This is a genomic window from Thiocapsa sp., from assembly GCF_035467215.1.
GTDB lineage: Bacteria > Pseudomonadota > Gammaproteobacteria > Chromatiales > Chromatiaceae > Thiocapsa.
The window spans coordinates 1-14,522 of sequence record NZ_DATITZ010000192.1 but is presented as its reverse complement, the minus strand read 5'-3'; the positions used below and the strand labels follow the sequence as shown (position 1 = coordinate 14,522).

Annotated in this window: 14 protein-coding genes and 1 pseudogene; 10 read left to right on the top strand and 5 right to left on the bottom strand. The window is 65.2% G+C overall.

The window, feature by feature from the left end; all coding sequences use genetic code 11:
* A partial coding sequence (locus tag VLR48_RS10745) for a mechanosensitive ion channel domain-containing protein (RefSeq protein ID WP_325291782.1) occupies nucleotides 1–1,107 on the top strand: 1,107 nt, incomplete at its 5' end.
* 99 nt (nucleotides 1,108–1,206) lie between these two features.
* Here the strand turns inward: VLR48_RS10745 and VLR48_RS10740 are convergent.
* Nucleotides 1,207–1,386, bottom strand: coding sequence for a PA3496 family putative envelope integrity protein (locus VLR48_RS10740; RefSeq protein WP_325291781.1), 180 nt, complete (start codon nucleotides 1,384–1,386; stop codon nucleotides 1,207–1,209).
* A gap of 222 nt (nucleotides 1,387–1,608) precedes the next feature.
* Here VLR48_RS10740 and VLR48_RS10735 point away from each other — a divergent pair, with 222 nt between their 5' ends.
* The 4 genes from VLR48_RS10735 (at nucleotide 1,609) to VLR48_RS10720 (ending at nucleotide 4,472) form a co-directional block, all read left to right on the top strand.
* Nucleotides 1,609–2,307, top strand: coding sequence for a cytochrome b/b6 domain-containing protein (locus tag VLR48_RS10735; protein ID WP_325291780.1), 699 nt, complete (start codon nucleotides 1,609–1,611; stop codon nucleotides 2,305–2,307).
* 157 nt (nucleotides 2,308–2,464) lie between these two features.
* Nucleotides 2,465–2,899 carry an RNA polymerase-binding protein DksA gene (dksA, locus tag VLR48_RS10730; protein ID WP_093032508.1) on the top strand — a complete coding sequence of 145 codons (435 nt, stop codon included), beginning with the start codon at nucleotides 2,465–2,467 and terminating at the stop codon, nucleotides 2,897–2,899.
* A 36-nt stretch (nucleotides 2,900–2,935) separates the two neighbouring features.
* The gene (gluQRS, locus tag VLR48_RS10725; protein ID WP_325291779.1) at nucleotides 2,936–3,871 is read left to right on the top strand and encodes a tRNA glutamyl-Q(34) synthetase GluQRS; all 936 of its coding nucleotides are present in this window, start codon (nucleotides 2,936–2,938) and stop codon (nucleotides 3,869–3,871) included.
* A gap of 52 nt (nucleotides 3,872–3,923) precedes the next feature.
* Nucleotides 3,924–4,472 (top strand): YaeQ family protein, encoded by a 549-nt coding sequence (locus tag VLR48_RS10720; RefSeq protein ID WP_325291778.1) that lies wholly within the window; start codon nucleotides 3,924–3,926, stop codon nucleotides 4,470–4,472.
* Nucleotides 4,473–4,546: 74 nt separating this feature from the next.
* On the opposite strand, the gene galU is transcribed toward VLR48_RS10720, so the two are convergent.
* The 3 genes from galU to lapB all read right to left on the bottom strand — a co-directional run bounded on the left by galU (nucleotide 4,547) and on the right by lapB (nucleotide 7,576).
* The gene (gene galU / locus VLR48_RS10715; protein ID WP_325291777.1) at nucleotides 4,547–5,422 is read right to left on the bottom strand and encodes a UTP--glucose-1-phosphate uridylyltransferase GalU; all 876 of its coding nucleotides are present in this window, start codon (nucleotides 5,420–5,422) and stop codon (nucleotides 4,547–4,549) included.
* Between the two features lie 93 nt (nucleotides 5,423–5,515).
* Nucleotides 5,516–6,214, bottom strand: coding sequence for an orotidine-5'-phosphate decarboxylase (gene pyrF / locus VLR48_RS10710; protein ID WP_325291776.1), 699 nt, complete (start codon nucleotides 6,212–6,214; stop codon nucleotides 5,516–5,518).
* Nucleotides 6,215–6,361: 147 nt separating this feature from the next.
* Nucleotides 6,362–7,576, bottom strand: a complete 1,215-nt coding sequence (gene lapB, locus VLR48_RS10705) for a lipopolysaccharide assembly protein LapB (protein ID WP_325291775.1) — start codon at nucleotides 7,574–7,576, stop codon at nucleotides 6,362–6,364.
* Nucleotides 7,577–7,856: 280 nt separating this feature from the next.
* Between lapB and VLR48_RS10700 the strand changes: the two genes are divergently transcribed.
* Together VLR48_RS10700 and VLR48_RS10695 are read left to right on the top strand one after the other, a co-directional pair.
* Nucleotides 7,857–8,570: an SDR family NAD(P)-dependent oxidoreductase gene (locus tag VLR48_RS10700; protein ID WP_325291774.1), complete on the top strand. Its 714-nt coding sequence runs from the start codon at nucleotides 7,857–7,859 to the stop codon at nucleotides 8,568–8,570.
* Between the two features lie 128 nt (nucleotides 8,571–8,698).
* Nucleotides 8,699–9,070, top strand: coding sequence for a hypothetical protein (locus VLR48_RS10695; protein ID WP_325291773.1), 372 nt, complete (start codon nucleotides 8,699–8,701; stop codon nucleotides 9,068–9,070).
* A 15-nt stretch (nucleotides 9,071–9,085) separates the two neighbouring features.
* Here the strand turns inward: VLR48_RS10695 and VLR48_RS10690 are convergent, their stop codons facing one another.
* Nucleotides 9,086–10,558, bottom strand: a complete 1,473-nt coding sequence (locus VLR48_RS10690) for a hypothetical protein (RefSeq protein ID WP_325291772.1) — start codon at nucleotides 10,556–10,558, stop codon at nucleotides 9,086–9,088.
* A gap of 191 nt (nucleotides 10,559–10,749) precedes the next feature.
* On the opposite strand from VLR48_RS10690, the gene VLR48_RS10685 reads away from it, so the two are divergent.
* From VLR48_RS10685 to VLR48_RS10675, 3 genes and pseudogenes are all read left to right on the top strand, one after another.
* Complete coding sequence (locus VLR48_RS10685) at nucleotides 10,750–12,306, top strand: metallophosphoesterase (protein ID WP_325291771.1); 1,557 nt, start codon at nucleotides 10,750–10,752, stop codon at nucleotides 12,304–12,306.
* Entirely contained in the window at nucleotides 12,303–14,012 is a 1,710-nt protein-coding gene (locus tag VLR48_RS10680) for a Na/Pi cotransporter family protein (protein ID WP_325291770.1), read from the top strand. Before VLR48_RS10685 ends, VLR48_RS10680 begins: the two co-directional genes overlap by 4 nt.
* Nucleotides 14,002–14,522: pseudogene (locus tag VLR48_RS10675) on the top strand (hypothetical protein); the annotation flags it as partial. The gene VLR48_RS10680 and the pseudogene VLR48_RS10675, both read left to right, overlap by 11 nt.

Sequence of the window (14,522 nt, the reverse complement as noted above, 5' to 3'; positions counted from 1 at the left end):
CGACGTGCGCAGAACGAGGCCGAACGCAAAGAGACTGCCCCGAGTGCCTTGGAGCTTCAGGTCGACGAGCCCGAGCCGGATCTCGCCGCTCTCGACGAGCAGACCCGCCGCCTGATCAATGCCTCGGTCTTCTTCACCGCGTTGCTGGGGGTGTGGCTGACCTGGTCGGATGTCTTGCCGGCCCTGTCCATGCTCGAGCGCATCCCGCTGTGGTACTACGACGGGATGGTAGACGGCGTGGCGCAGGCCGTCCCGGTGACGGCGGCCAACCTGGGCCTGGTGCTGGTGATCCTTTTCGTTGCGACCGCTGCCGCCAAGAACCTCCCGGCCCTGCTGGAGATCCTGCTGCTGCAGACCGAATCCGTCTCGGCGGGCGGGCGTTACGCGATCAAGACCCTCGTGAGCTACGCCATCACGGTCGCCGCCTTCCTGGTCGCCTTCAGCACCCTCGGGCTGAACTGGGGGCAGGTGCAATGGCTCGTGGCAGCGCTGGGTGTCGGTATCGGCTTCGGTCTTCAGGAGATCGTGGCGAACTTCATCAGCGGCATCATCATCCTGTTCGAGCGTCCGGTGCGGGTCGGCGACATCGTCACCATCGGCGATACGACCGGCGTGGTCACCAACATCCAGATCCGCGCAACCACCATCCGCAACTGGGACAGGCAGGAGCTCTTGGTGCCGAACAAGGAGTTCATCACGGGACGTTTGTTGAACTGGAGTCTGACCGATCAACAGAACCGCATTACGATTCCGATCGGGATCGAATACGGAAGCGACACACGCAAGGCGCTGAGCATCCTCGCTCAAGTTGCCGACCAGCACGAGCGGGTCCTCGATGATCCCGCCCCCTTGATCAGCTTCGAGGGGTTCGGAGACAACGCCTTGACCATCGTCCTGCGGTGTTATCTGAGCTCGCTCGACGGACGGATCGGCGTCGCCACGGAGCTACATCAAGCGATCTACGATCGCTTCAAAGAAGAGGGGATCGGGATGGCGTTCCCGCAACGCGATGTCCATCTGTCGCTGCGCGCGCCCTTGGATATTCGCTTGGATCCCGCCGCTCGCGACGCGTTTCGGCCGGCGGGGTCGACCTCGCAAGGCGGGTAAGGATTGGAGCACTTTCCCGAAAGGATCCGGTCGGCCGAAAAAGGCGCGCTCGACGGCGCGCTGAAAGGATACGCCCGCATCACCGGCGGGCTCTCCGGCTTAAGCCAGCTCGTCGAACTCGGGGTCGTCGAGAAGCTCGCGAAGACGTTTGATTTCACGCATATGCTCGATCCGACGACGCACCGCCAGATTCGCGGCGGGGGCGCGCGAATCCGGTCCGGTCATCGAGGGGACACGTTCGTTGGCTTCCTCGCCGTAACTGCTCTCGTTGTCCATCATCTCCGCTACCTCGGGTCACACAATCGTAAGGGAATATGCGCCGCTCTTTAATCGAAAACAGGTCCAGCGTCAAGTCATGATTCGTTCTTGCCTCGACCCGGGCCGCGTCATGCGCGGCAGATCGCCCCGCGAGTCGGCGCCGATCGGGTTGCCCCGAGCCATCATGGGCGTCAAGATAGCCGGCTGACACCAAATCGATTCGAAGACAAAGGAGACCCTGCATTGAACGAGCGAGCGATCCTGATCTGGGACCTACCGACCCGCCTCTTTCACTGGCTCCTCGCGTCGCTCGTCGCCGCAGCGTTCGTGACCGGTCTGCAAGGCGGTAATCTGATGGTTTGGCACGGCCGCATCGGGCTTGCGATCCTGGGCTTGCTCGTCTTCCGCCTCGTCTGGGGCGTCGTCGGCTCGACCTACGCGCGGTTCGGACACTTCGTGCGCGGACCCGGCGCGGTGATCGACTATCTGCGCGGGCGGTGGCACGGGCTCGGACACAGCCCCTTGGCGGCCCTATCCATACTCGCCTTGCTCGGCCTGCTGCTGTTTCAGTCGATCAGCGGCCTCATGACCAACGACGATATCGCCTTCAGAGGCCCCCTCTACGATCTGGTCTCGAAGTCCACGAGCAACTGGCTGACCGGCCTGCACCGACAAAACATATGGCTGATCGGCGCACTGATCGCCGTGCACGTCGGCGCGGTCCTCTTCTATCGCTTCGTGCACAAGAACGATCTGGTCATGCCGATGATCCACGGGCGCAAGCGGGTCTCGGACAAGACAGCGAGACCGGCGACCGGCGGCGGCTGGCTCGTCTTCGTCGCGGCCTTGGCCGTTGCCTTCGCCGCCGTGTGGATCGCCGACGGCGGGCTTCTTCCGCCACCCCCGCCGCCACCGCCACCCGGCAGCATCCCGAGCTGGTAACGCAGATCAACACACAAACACGCGACCGTCACCGGCTCACCGGCAATCGAGTTGCCCGGCGGCCGATGTTCTGGTACTTAAGCGTGTTTTTCGCGGCAGGTCCGTCCATCGGATCCGGCGCATGCCATCCACGACAAGAGCCTTCGGGAGTACATTCATGGCCGAAGCGAACGCCACTCAAGCCAGCACATCCGAGTTCGAGCCCTACCGTCAAGGTGCGGACGAGGACTACATGAGTCCCGAGCAGGAGGCGCATTTTCGCGAGATCCTCTTGGCCTGGAAGAAATCGCTCATGGAGGAGGTCGATCGTACCGTACACCACATGCAGGACGAGGCGACCAACTTCCCCGACCCCAACGATCGCGCCACGCAGGAGTCCGAGTTCAGCCTGGAGCTGCGCACGCGCGATCGCGAGCGCAAGCTGATCAAGAAGATCGACGAGGCGCTCGGTCGGATCGACGACCATGAGTACGGCTACTGCGAGGCCTGCGGGGTCGAGATCGGCATCCGTCGTCTCGAGGCGCGGCCGACCGCTACACTCTGCATCGACTGCAAGACGCTCGACGAGATCCGCGAACGGCAGCGCGGATGAGCGATCGCGCGGGACCCCGGTCTCGGTGTTGAACCGATGCACGGTCCCGCCGACCCCGGCCCGACTGCCGCACCCGACGCGGCCGCCTATCGCGGCCGTTTCGCCCCGTCTCCGACTGGCCCGCTCCATCTCGGCTCGCTCCTCGCTGCCGTGGCCAGCTACGCGGATGCCCGCGCCAATCGGGGCATCTGGCTGGTGCGGATCGAAGACGTCGACCGGCCGCGCGAGGTCCCCGGGGCGGCCGACCTGATCCTCCGCACCCTGAGCGCGTTCGGGTTCGGATGGGACGAGGACGTGATCTATCAAAGCCGCCGAACCGACGCCTACCGCGACGCGCTCGATACTCTCGCGGCTCGGTGCCTGACTTACCCGTGCGGATGCACCCGCGCTGAGGTTGCCCGAGCCGGGCGCGCCGGGCCCGAAGGCCCCGTCTACCCCGGCACCTGCCGTCCCGGACTCCCGCTCGGACGGCGCGCACGCACGGAGCGGTTCCGCACGCCCCCGGGCGCTCTCGTCTTCGAGGACCGAATCCAGGGAGCACAGGAGCAGCTCGTCGACGCGGCGGTCGGCGACTTCGTGCTGCGGCGCGCCGACGGGCTCCACGCCTACCAGCTCGCCGTCGTCGTCGACGACGCCCTGCAAGGGATCACACAGGTGGTGCGCGGCGCCGACCTGCTGCTCTCGACGCCCCGCCAGATCCTGCTCCAACGGGCTTTGGGGTTCGGCCAACCCGGCTACGCGCATGTCCCCTTGATCTTGGACACGGAGGGCCGAAAGCTCAGCAAGTCGCTGGCCGCCGCACCGGTCGACGCGCGGGATCCGCTGCCCGCATTGCGGACGGCCTGGACCTTGTTGGGGCAAACCCCGCCGCCCGCGGATCTCCACCCGAATGCCTTTTGGGATTGGGCGATCCCGCAGTGGCACATCGCGCGCATCCCGGCCAAGACCTCGGTCGCATGCCCGAGTGCCTAATCACCGCGGGCGCACCGCTCCTTCGCGCGCCCCTCGACCCCGAGACCCTCCGATGGCCCTGAAAGCGACCGTCTTCAAAGCGCAAGTCCAGATCAACGACATGGACCGTCACTACTACGAGAGCCACACCCTTACGCTGGCCCGGCACCCCTCCGAGACGGATGAGCGGATGATGGTCAGGCTCCTCGCCTTCTGCCTCTATGCCGACCCGCAGCTCGCCTTCACCAAGGGGTTGAGCGCAGACGACGAGCCCGAACTGTGGCAACGCAGCCTGAGCGGAGAGATCGAGCGCTGGATCGAGGTGGGACAACCCGACGAGCGGCGCCTGCGCAAGGCGAGCGGTCGTGCGGGGGAGGTGGTCGTGATCACCTACGCCGGGCGCGCGGCGGAGCTTTGGTGGGAGCAGAACAGCGGCGGTCTCGCGCGCCTGCGCAACCTACGGGTGGTGGATCTGCAAGGCAGCGAGATCCAGGCCCTGACCGGTCTGGTCGAGCGCTCGATGGATCTGCAGTGCACGATCGACGGCGGCGAGATCTGGATCGGCAACGGGCGGGAGACGGTGGCCCTGACCCCACGTATCCGCAAGGCCTGCGGGGACTGACGGCGGGCGGACCGGAAAGCAATGAAGTGGAATCGGGTCGGAGCCGACAGCCCGGCTGCCGGCTCGCCGCGCCGCTACTGTTGACCGAAGGCCCGCAGATAGGCCGAGAAGCGCTCGCCGACCTCGGGGTGCGCCAAGCCGAACTCGACGTTGGCCTGAAGAAAGCCGAGCTTGCTGCCGCAATCGTAGCGCTTGCCCTGGAAGGGAAAGGCGATCACCGGCTCGTCTTCGAGGAGCGCGGCGATGGCGTCGGTCAACTGGATCTCCCCGCCTGCACCTTCACGGGTCTGCTCGAGCTTCTCGAAGATCTTGGGCGTCAGCAGATAACGCCCCACGACAGCCAGATTCGAGGGCGCATCGGCCGGCGCCGGCTTCTCGACGATCGAGACCACGCGCAGCTCCCCGTCCGGGCCGGGCTCGACCTTCACGATGCCGTACTTGTTGGTCTCCTCGCGCGGGACTTCCTGGACACTCAGCACACTGCAGCCGAATCGCTCGTAAACGTCGGACATCTGCTCCACCACGCCCTTGCCTTGGGAGCGGATCAGGTCGTCGGCCAGGATGACCGCGAACGGCTCGTCGCCGACGACCGCCTTGGCGCAGAGTACCGCGTGACCCAGACCCAACGCCTCGGCTTGGCGCACATAGATGCAGGTCACAGTCGGCGGCATGACATTCTGAACGATATCGAGGAGCTGCAGCTTACCCGAGCTCCTGAGCTCCGCCTCGAGCTCGTAGGCCTTGTCGAAGTGGTCCTCGATCGAGCGTTTGTTGCGGCCCGTGATGAAGACCAACTGGGTAGCCCCGGCGCTCTCGGCCTCTTCGGCGGCATACTGGATCAAGGGTTTGTCGACGACCGACATCATCTCCTTGGGGCTCGCCTTGGTCGCGGGCAGGAATCGCGTCCCGAGTCCTGCAACGGGGAACACTGCCTTTCGAATCTTCGCCATCGACTTGACTCCTGAAAGATCGATCAGATGAAACGGGCACCTCGAACGCTTCGGCGAGATGCGCGATTGAGACGGGCTGCGGTTCAGCCGGAACTAGGCCACGAGCGAATCCTCGATCGCCCGCAGCGCGGCAAGCGGATCCGCGGCCTCCGTGATCGGGCGCCCGATCACCAGGTCGTCCGCCCCGGCGGCAAGCGCGTCGCGCGGCGTCATGACACGCACCTGATCGCCGAGCGCCGCACCGGCGGGCCTGACTCCCGGCGTAACCAGCCGAAAATCAGGGCCTCGCGCCGCGCGGACAGCAGCTGCCTCCAAGGGCGAGCAGACGACCCCGTCGAGACCCGCGGCATACCCGAGCGCTGCGAGCGCAAGCACGCGCTCGCCAGGCTCGCCGGGACAGCCGACCGCGCTCAGATCCTCCCGATTCAGACTGGTGAGCAGCGTCACGCCAATCAGCAACGGCCGGCTGGACAGGCGATCGAGCCGTGTGCGCGCAGCCTCGATCATCCGCGCCCCGCCCGAGATATGGAGGTTCACCATCCAGACCCCGAGATCCGCCGCCGCAGCGCAGGCACCCGCGACCGTGTTGGGGATGTCGTGAAACTTCAGATCGAGAAAGACCTCGAACCCGCGAGACTGCAACTTCTCGACCAAAACCGGCCCGCATCGCGTAAACAGCTCCTTGCCGACCTTGACCCGGCAGCCGGTCGGATCGAGACGCTCGACCAAGGCAAGGGCCTCGGCCTCGGTCGCGAAATCGAGCGCGACGATAATGCGTTTGGATGGCGTCACGTCCGGTCCTCGTATGCTTGACTAAGTGTTACGCGTCCGGTAGCCCGGACCGCACGGCCGCGCACTGCCCGACGACCCTCGGCCGATCCCCGCCGCGCCGAGATCGCGAGCAGGGGCAGAGGAATTCGGTGCAAGCCCCTCGCAGGGTCAGGCGAGACGTCGCTCATGCAGCACCTCCTCGCCGATGATCGGCTCGGGCTGAACGGGAACGACACTCCCCCAAGACCGGCAACTGGGACACTGCCAATGCAGCGAGCGCGCCTCGAACCCGCAGTGCTCGCAGCGATAAACCGCCTGCCGCGCGAGCAAATGCCGCGTCACCTCCAAGGCGACGCGCAAACGCTCGCCGTTCAAACCTTGACCCTGCGACGGATCCTCGACCTGAAGCTCGACCTGAAGCTCGAGGAGACGCTCGAGTGCTGCCAAATCCGCATGTCGAGACAGGTAGCGGGTCAGCAGATCCATCGCCGCCTCCTTGCCGCGGCTCTGAGCGAGGACATCGCCGAGACCGAGCGTCAGTGCCGGACTCGAGTGCCGTAGCGCCAAGTCCTCCAGAACCGCGGGCACATCGTCGCGTCCGAGCTGCCGCAAGGCGTCGATCAGCTCGGGCAGGATCTCCGGGACATAGGATGCGCGCTGCTCGGCCACGTGCATGAAGAGCGCAAGCGCACGCTGCGGATCGCCGTCTTCCAGTGCGGCACGCCCCTCGAGCATGGTGGCGCGGACGCACTCGGGATCGGCCTCGCGAGCCAGGCTCAGTTGTGCCGTCGCGCGCGCCGCGTCGCCGCAGCGCCGGGCATCCTCGGCCAGCTCGCAGTGGTACTGGCCGATCGCGACCTTGATGGACGGATCGCTGGCGGGATCGAGCAGCTCGGCGACCTCCAGGCAGCGTGCCCAGTCGCGCTCTTGCTCGTAGAGCTCGCGCAGACTCTGGAGTGCGCGCTGGCGGTGCAGCCCGAGACCGACCAGCTCCTGAAATAGGCATTCTGCGCGATCCAACAAGCCCGCGCGCATGTAGTCCTGGCCGAGCTCGAAGAGGGCATCGCCGCGCTGCTCGGCGGCCAGATTCTTCCGGGCGATCAGGTTCTGGTGGATGCGAATCGCGCGGTCGACCTCGCCGCGACGTCGAAACAGACTACCGAGCGCGAGATGGGTTTCGACGGTCTCGCCGTCGACCTCGACGAGCTCGAGGAACATGTCGATGGCCTTGTCCGGCTGCTCCTCGACGAGGTAATTCAGGCCCCGCAGAAATGCAGGGTGAGGCGGATGCCTGCGGTTGCGTCGAGCGGGCGCGCCCCGACGTGCGACCCACCAACCGGAGGCCGCAGCGACGGGCAAGAGCAGGAAGAGCAGCTCGATCAAGGGCGCCACCGACGGCGCATGAGAACGGATGGGGCGCCCCCGCCAAGGACGGAGCCACGACAGCTCTGATATGCTGGTTCGGGTAAACTGGTCACGCTCTAAATGATACAGGCAACCCGCCCGGCCCGCATGAAGAAGCCGAGCGGATCCGCGACCGACGGAGCGCGCCCGGGTTGGTCATCCGGCCCGAGGCCCCAACCTGACGTTTGGAGGACAGAGTCGGGAGCGCAAAGTCGACGGGCGCCTTGAACCGCCGGCACAGCCATCAGGAGTCACGAGCGTGCAGGAATTCACCGGGAAAACCGTAGTCGTCACCGGCGCCGCGGGGAATCTGGGCCGTGCCACGGCACGCGCCTTCGCCCGCCGAGGCGCACGACTCGCCCTGATCGACCTGAAACCCGACGCCTTGCACGCGGCGCAGCATGCGCTGCCCGAGGGATGCGAGTCGGCCGTCTTCGCAACCGACCTCTTGGATCCCGCCGCCGTGGCGAGCACGATCGCCGGCGTCAAGGACCGATTCGGTGCCATTCATATCCTCGCGAATATCGCCGGCGGCTTTGCCATGGGTCCCGTTATTCACGAGACGACGGACGAGCAGTGGGATTCCTTGATGGATTTGAACCTGCGCACCGTGTTCAACTGCTGCCGCGCGGCGATCCCCGCGATCCCGAGCGGGGCCGGCGGGCGCATCGTCAACATTTCAGCCAGGGCGGCCGTTCGAGGCGCCGGGCATATGGGGCCCTACTGCGCCTCCAAGGCCGCCGTCATCACTCTGACGGAGAGCCTCGCCGAGGAGCTCAAACACCGAGGAATCACCGCCAACTGCGTCTTGCCGGGAACCCTCGACACACCCGAAAACCGCTCGGCCATGCCCGATGCAGAGCACGACACCTGGGTCCCTCTGGATGCACTCGCCGACGTGATCCTCTTTTTGGCCTCGGATGCCGCACGCTGCGTCACCGGCGCGGCGGTCCCGGTCTACGGACGGAGTTGAGACGCGTCGTGTACCCCCTACCCAAAGGACAGACCAGGACACGCCGCGCCCGATCAGGCGACGGATCGAGCCGACCGAACGGGCCGAGGCACCCGCTTCGCCGCTGGGCAGCGTCGATGCTCCTCGTCATGGGCCTTGGCATCCAGAGCGCCGTCGCATCGGAGTTGGACGAGGCGACAGAGGTGCTCTTGATCGAAGCAGTCGAGGCCGCCTATGCGTTGGACCTCTATCACGCCCGCTGCCGAAGCGACGGATCCAACCGTCGCACCGAGAACCTCAACAAGCTCCTCGCGAGCCGTATGCGCATGACGGTACTCAGGGTCCAGGACGACGTCTTTCCCGAGCGCAATTATCGAAAGGTCCAGGAGCGCCTCCGGCGCGATTTCCTGGCGACACTCAACGAGAACGGCGGATGTGCCGGGGTGAAGGACTCGGAGCTCCCCGCCGAGCTTCGAGCACGTTACGACGAAAAAATTCGGGCGATCGAAGCTCTCCCCTAACCCGACACGCCCGCTCTACTCCCAGAGTCGACATCCGCGATCGCTGGGTCCACCGAATCTCGACGCACCGGGTCGGCAACGCCGCCCTGTTGCCGATCCGAAAAGCCCCCCCGACTCGGCTTGGAGGATCGTCGACACAGCCGACAAGCCGGCTGCGGCTTCCTTGAGCCGCTTTACATCGCCCGAAGAGAAGGTTGTTCCCGATTGCGGGAGATGAGCAACAAGATCACGGACGATCGCACTGTTGCGCTCGATCCCGTCGCGAACGGCCAGGATGCGCTCGAGCCTCGCGTCGACGGCCAAACGCAGCTCTTCCGCGGCGCGCGCGCGCACGCTCGTCTCGCCGGCGGCATGAAGATCACGTAGCGCCACCGCCTCGCGCATCGCACTGCGCCACCAGTTGACGAAGGTCGACTTATGATCGGCCAGCACATTCAGCGAAACCGCCATCGCGTCGATCTCGTCGCGCGCACCGAGCACTGTCGGGATGCGCTCGCGCGGTGTCTCGGTCTTCATTCGATCGAGCAGCCCGGCGATCTTGCGCACCGGACGGACGATCCTCGAGGTGATCATGACGGCGAAGAAGGCCCCGAGCAAGGTCGCCCCGAAGGCGATCACGAGGTTGATCCGCGCACGGACGGCCGCGGTTTGCGCCATGTCATCGGTCATCGACGCCATCAGGCGATTGGCTTCGACAAGGTTGGACTCGACCAACAGCGTGATACGTCGGGCTGCGACGTCCATCGCCTCCGTAAGCTCCTCGATGCGGCGATCCTGCTCGATCAACGCATGAAAATCACGCCCGTAGGCCGCGAGTCGCCGGGTGAGCGCTTGACGCTCGGCGTCGGCGATCGGGGCCTGGGCGACGCGCTCGGCGGTGTCCGCCAGGATCTCGGCCACCATCGCGACATAGGTCTCTTCGCCGCGCAGCAGATAATCCTTCTCGCGGCGGCGCAGCTGAAGAATCCCAATCTCGAGACCCGCCGTCGGCTCACCCGATCCGGTCAACGATCCAGCCAGCGCCTCCAACTCATGCGCGGTCCGGCGAAACTCGCCCTGTAGTCCGTTGTCTTCGTCGAATCCCTTGATCCGCCATGCCTCGACGACCGCCTCGAAGCGCGTCGAATAATCAGCGGCCAGCGCACCGATCTCGGCCGCAGCGCGCCGCGAGCTCTCGTCGAGACGCGCAAGCCCGGATGCCTCGGCATCCAGGGCCGCCGCCTGGCGCGTAACCTCGGCAACGGCATCGAGACTGCGCGAGGTCAAAAACGCGGACTGGGCCACACGGATGGCGCCGAGACGCCGCTCGATGCCGAAGGCATAGGACTGACGCGCCCCGTAGACGGCATGGAGACGCTCGTAGTCCGCGCTCAGGCGTGCCGAAGCCAGCTGATCGTGAACGATGACCCCGAGAAAGATCAGGATCACCAGACCGAATCCCAGCCCGATCTTCTCACCGATACGCAATCTGCTCGCGAGCCTGCTCACCCTGCCTCCCGGGCCTGATACGGCCTGCCGATCCCCCGTGTCTCAACCCATCGGACGCCAGCTTACCCTAACCCGGCAAAGCCGGAACCAAGAAACGCCGCAGTTGATGCACATCGGCAGGGATGCGACGCTTGGGCCATCGAGCGGATCCCACATCGCGACTCAGACCCGGAGGGTCACCCAGACAGCCCATGTCGGACCCGAGCCAAGCCAAGCGCAAAGGTTTCCTGCGGCACTTTCGCGGCCTGATCCGCGAGGCCGACCCCTGCGCCGACCTGGACCTTCGCGGCTCGCTGCGTTTGGGCAAGTCCACGGTGAGGCTCCCGCCTCCCGCACTGCCCCTGCAGATCCTCCTCGGCGGCGAGCACGGCTATCGGCTCCATCTCTATCCGGAGCCGGTGATCGACGCGGAAGGTCGCTTGGATCACCGCGGCAGCTATCTGCTCGTCGATCCCATGACCTATTTCTCCGACATCAGCGGATTCGTCCGACTGAGCGAGGGCGATACCCTCACCGTGGGGCGCGACGACCCGACGCAACGCCTGCTCCTGCGTTATCCGCGTGCCGTCGAACCGCAGCATCTCCGCCTGAAGCTCTCGGCCGACGAACTGTCCGTCAAGAACAAGTCCACGGCGGCCGGCGTTTGCATTGCCCCTTTGGCCGCGACCGATCTGTTGGAACGCATGTCGCGGTGGCGCCGCCTAGCCCTCGCACGCCTGGCTCGGGTGCTCGACGGACCGATCGAGCCCTTGGCGCGCGCGCCCGCCCTGGACCTGATCGAGCAGGTCATCGCGCTGATGGATCAGGAGCCCTATCGCGCGCTCAATCGTCTTGGCGAACCCGGCGGTCTCTTGATCCTGCCCGATCGCACAACCCCCATCTTCGTCGGCGATCTGCGCGCCCGGATCGACAACCTGCTCGTGATCCTGACGCAGAACGCCTTTCTTCAGGCACTCGAAGAGGGCAGCGCCATCCTCATCATCCTCGGCAGCGCCGTTCATCCGGACCGGCCCGAGCAAGCCGCCGAGATGGACAGCTCCATCCTGATGATGGATCTGATCTTTCGCCTCAAGCTGCGTTTTCCCGAGCGGGTCTTTTATCTACGGGGCCATCACGACAGCTTTTCCGAGGCGATCAGCTATGCCGGATTGCCGCAAGGATCACTCTGGGAGGATGCCCTGCATCAGGCTCGGGGAGCGGACTATCGGGATGCGATGCAGCGTTTTTATGCCCGCCTGCCCTTGGTGGCCGTCACCTCGCGTTACCTCGCCGCGCACGCCGCACCGCCGATCGAGGCCGAGGGATGGCAAACGCTCGTGGATATCGACCGGCATCCGGATCTGGCCGACCGCATAGCTCGGGTGCGGCATCCCTCGGAACATGCCCCGAGCGGCGCTTACGGACGGCGCGAGCTGAGCCGCATGTTTCGACGCCTCGGCCTCGCGGAGAACGCCGTCTGCGTGCTCGGGGGTCGCCCGGCGCATTCGCCCGGCCATCGCGCGCGAGACACCGAAGACATCGAGCGACATCGGCAGGTTTTCAGTGCCGATCCGCACTGGGTCGGCATCCTCACGCGCGCCCACAAGCGGCTGCTGCCGCTGTGCTATCCGGTCGAGCCCCTCCTGGAGGTCTACAACCGGCTCGTGCACACCGCAGGTGCGGGAAGCACCCTGAATCGAGGGCTCACGAGCCCCGTTCAGCCGACCCCGCCTCGGCCGAAAGGCGCCCCCGACGAGGTGCCTCGATGACCCCCGAGGTCAGCGATGCGATCACGCCGGCGATCCACTGGTGGGCGATGGCGATGAGCCTCTTCGGCGGTCTTGCACTCTTTCTCTACGGCATGGACCAGATGGCCGAGGCGCTCAAGGCGGTCGCCGGAGAGCGGATGAAGGACATCCTGGCCAAGCTGACCGCCAACCGCTTCATGGGCGCCGCCACCGGCGCCTTCGTCACGGCCGTCATCAACTCGTCCTCCGTGACGACGGTCTTGGTGGTGGGCTTCATCAGCGCCGGACTCATGACCTTGAGTCAATCCGTCGGGGTCATCATGGGCGCCAACATCGGCTCGACCGTCACCGCGCAGCTGATCGCCTTTCAGATCACCGAGTCGGCCCTGCTGATGATCGGTATCGGCTTCCTGATGCAGTTTGCATCCACGCAGGAGGCGATACGCCAATACGGCGGCATCCTCATGGGTTTGGGTCTGGTGTTCTTCGGCATGAGCGTCATGAGCGACGCGATGGGACCCTTGCGGACCTACGAGCCCTTCCTGGACTTTGTCCGGAGGCTCGAAGATCCGGCGATCGGCATCCTCGTCGCCGCCGTCTTCACCGGGGTGATCCAATCCTCCGCCGCCACCATGGGCATCGCGATCGTCATGGCGAGCCAGGGTCTCATCAATCTCCCCACCGGGATCGCGCTCGCCCTCGGGGCCAATATCGGGACCTGCGTCACCGCGTTGCTGGCGGCGATCGGCAAACCACGCGATGCGCTGCGCGCCGCCTTGGTTCATGTCATCTTCAACGTCTGCGGCGTCCTGATCTGGGTCGGCTTCATCGGACAGCTTTCGGCCTTTACACAGCTGATCTCGCCGGTCCACCCTGCCCTGTCGGGAGCCGCACGACTTGCGGCCGAGGTCCCCCGGCAGATCGCCAATGCGCATACCTTGTTCAATGTCGCCAATACACTGCTCTTTATCGGCCTGACCACGCAGTTCGCACGCCTCGTGCAGTGGCTGGTCCCGGACAAACCCCCGGGCGCAGAGGCACTGGTGGTACGCGCAAAGTATTTGGACGAGGAGTTGATCTCCACGCCGTCGTTGGCGCTCGACCGGGTACGCCTGGAGGTCCTGCACATGGGCGAGTGCGTGGACAAGATGTTGGCGCGCATCATGCCGGCGATCCTCAGCGGCAATCGCCGCACGCTGCGCGAGATCGAGCTGATGGACAACGATGTCGACACCCTGCACGCCCAGATCATCACCTATTTGGGCAAGATAAGCCGTCTGTCGCTCACCGAGAAGCAGACGGCGACCCTGATGCGCCTGATGGCGGCGGTGAACGACCTCGAAAACATCGGCGACGTCGTCGAAACCAACCTCATCGTGCTCGGCCGCGAGCGCATCGATGCGGGCGTCTCCATCAGCGTGCCGACCCGAGAGGTCCTCATGGGCTTCCACCGGGTCGTGACACGCTCGGTCGCCGCCGCGGTTCAGGCCGTCGCGCAGAACAACGAGCTGGCCGCGCGCACCGTGACCTCAATGAAACAGGAGATCCAACATATCGCCGACTCCGCGGCCATCCACCAAGCACAACGTCTCGTCGCGGAAGAGCCGAATCGCATCCCCGCCTACACGATCGAGATCGACATCATCGAGAAGCTCAAACGGATCTATTACTTCGCCAAACGGATGGCCAAGACGGTCGAGACCGAGGAGGAGGAGAATGCGTCTTGACGGAAGCGGTTGCGCCTCGCCCGATGCCGACCTCGGCGGCGGGACCGCAGCTAGGCGCAGCTTAGGAGCTCAGCCGTTGCTCTCGCGACCTAATCACCACCATCACCCCTTCCCCTTTTTTTGCGTGGACTCCGCTTTTTCAGAGGACCAGTGTGCTCTGCTGGAGGCCCTATTTCTGCAAACCAATGATTGGCAGCATCGGGATGGTGCGTTTTACCGGTGCTCTCTTTGCGACGTATCCGAGAAGATTCCGGCATCGTTTCAAGCGGAAATCCTCGCGAGAATGCGAGAGATAACCCGGCTGCAACTCGTTGATCGTGTTGTTGTCAAGGCTCAACAAATGCTGCCGGGGCAAGTCATTGGCTTACATAGTGACCGACCACTTCTGGGCTATGAGATTGCGCGACTGGTCGTGCAACTGAATAAAGAATGGCGACCTGATCACGGCGGTGTTCTGGAATTATTCGAATCGCCGGAGGGCAAAGCCGTATTCTCTGTTGACCCTGAATA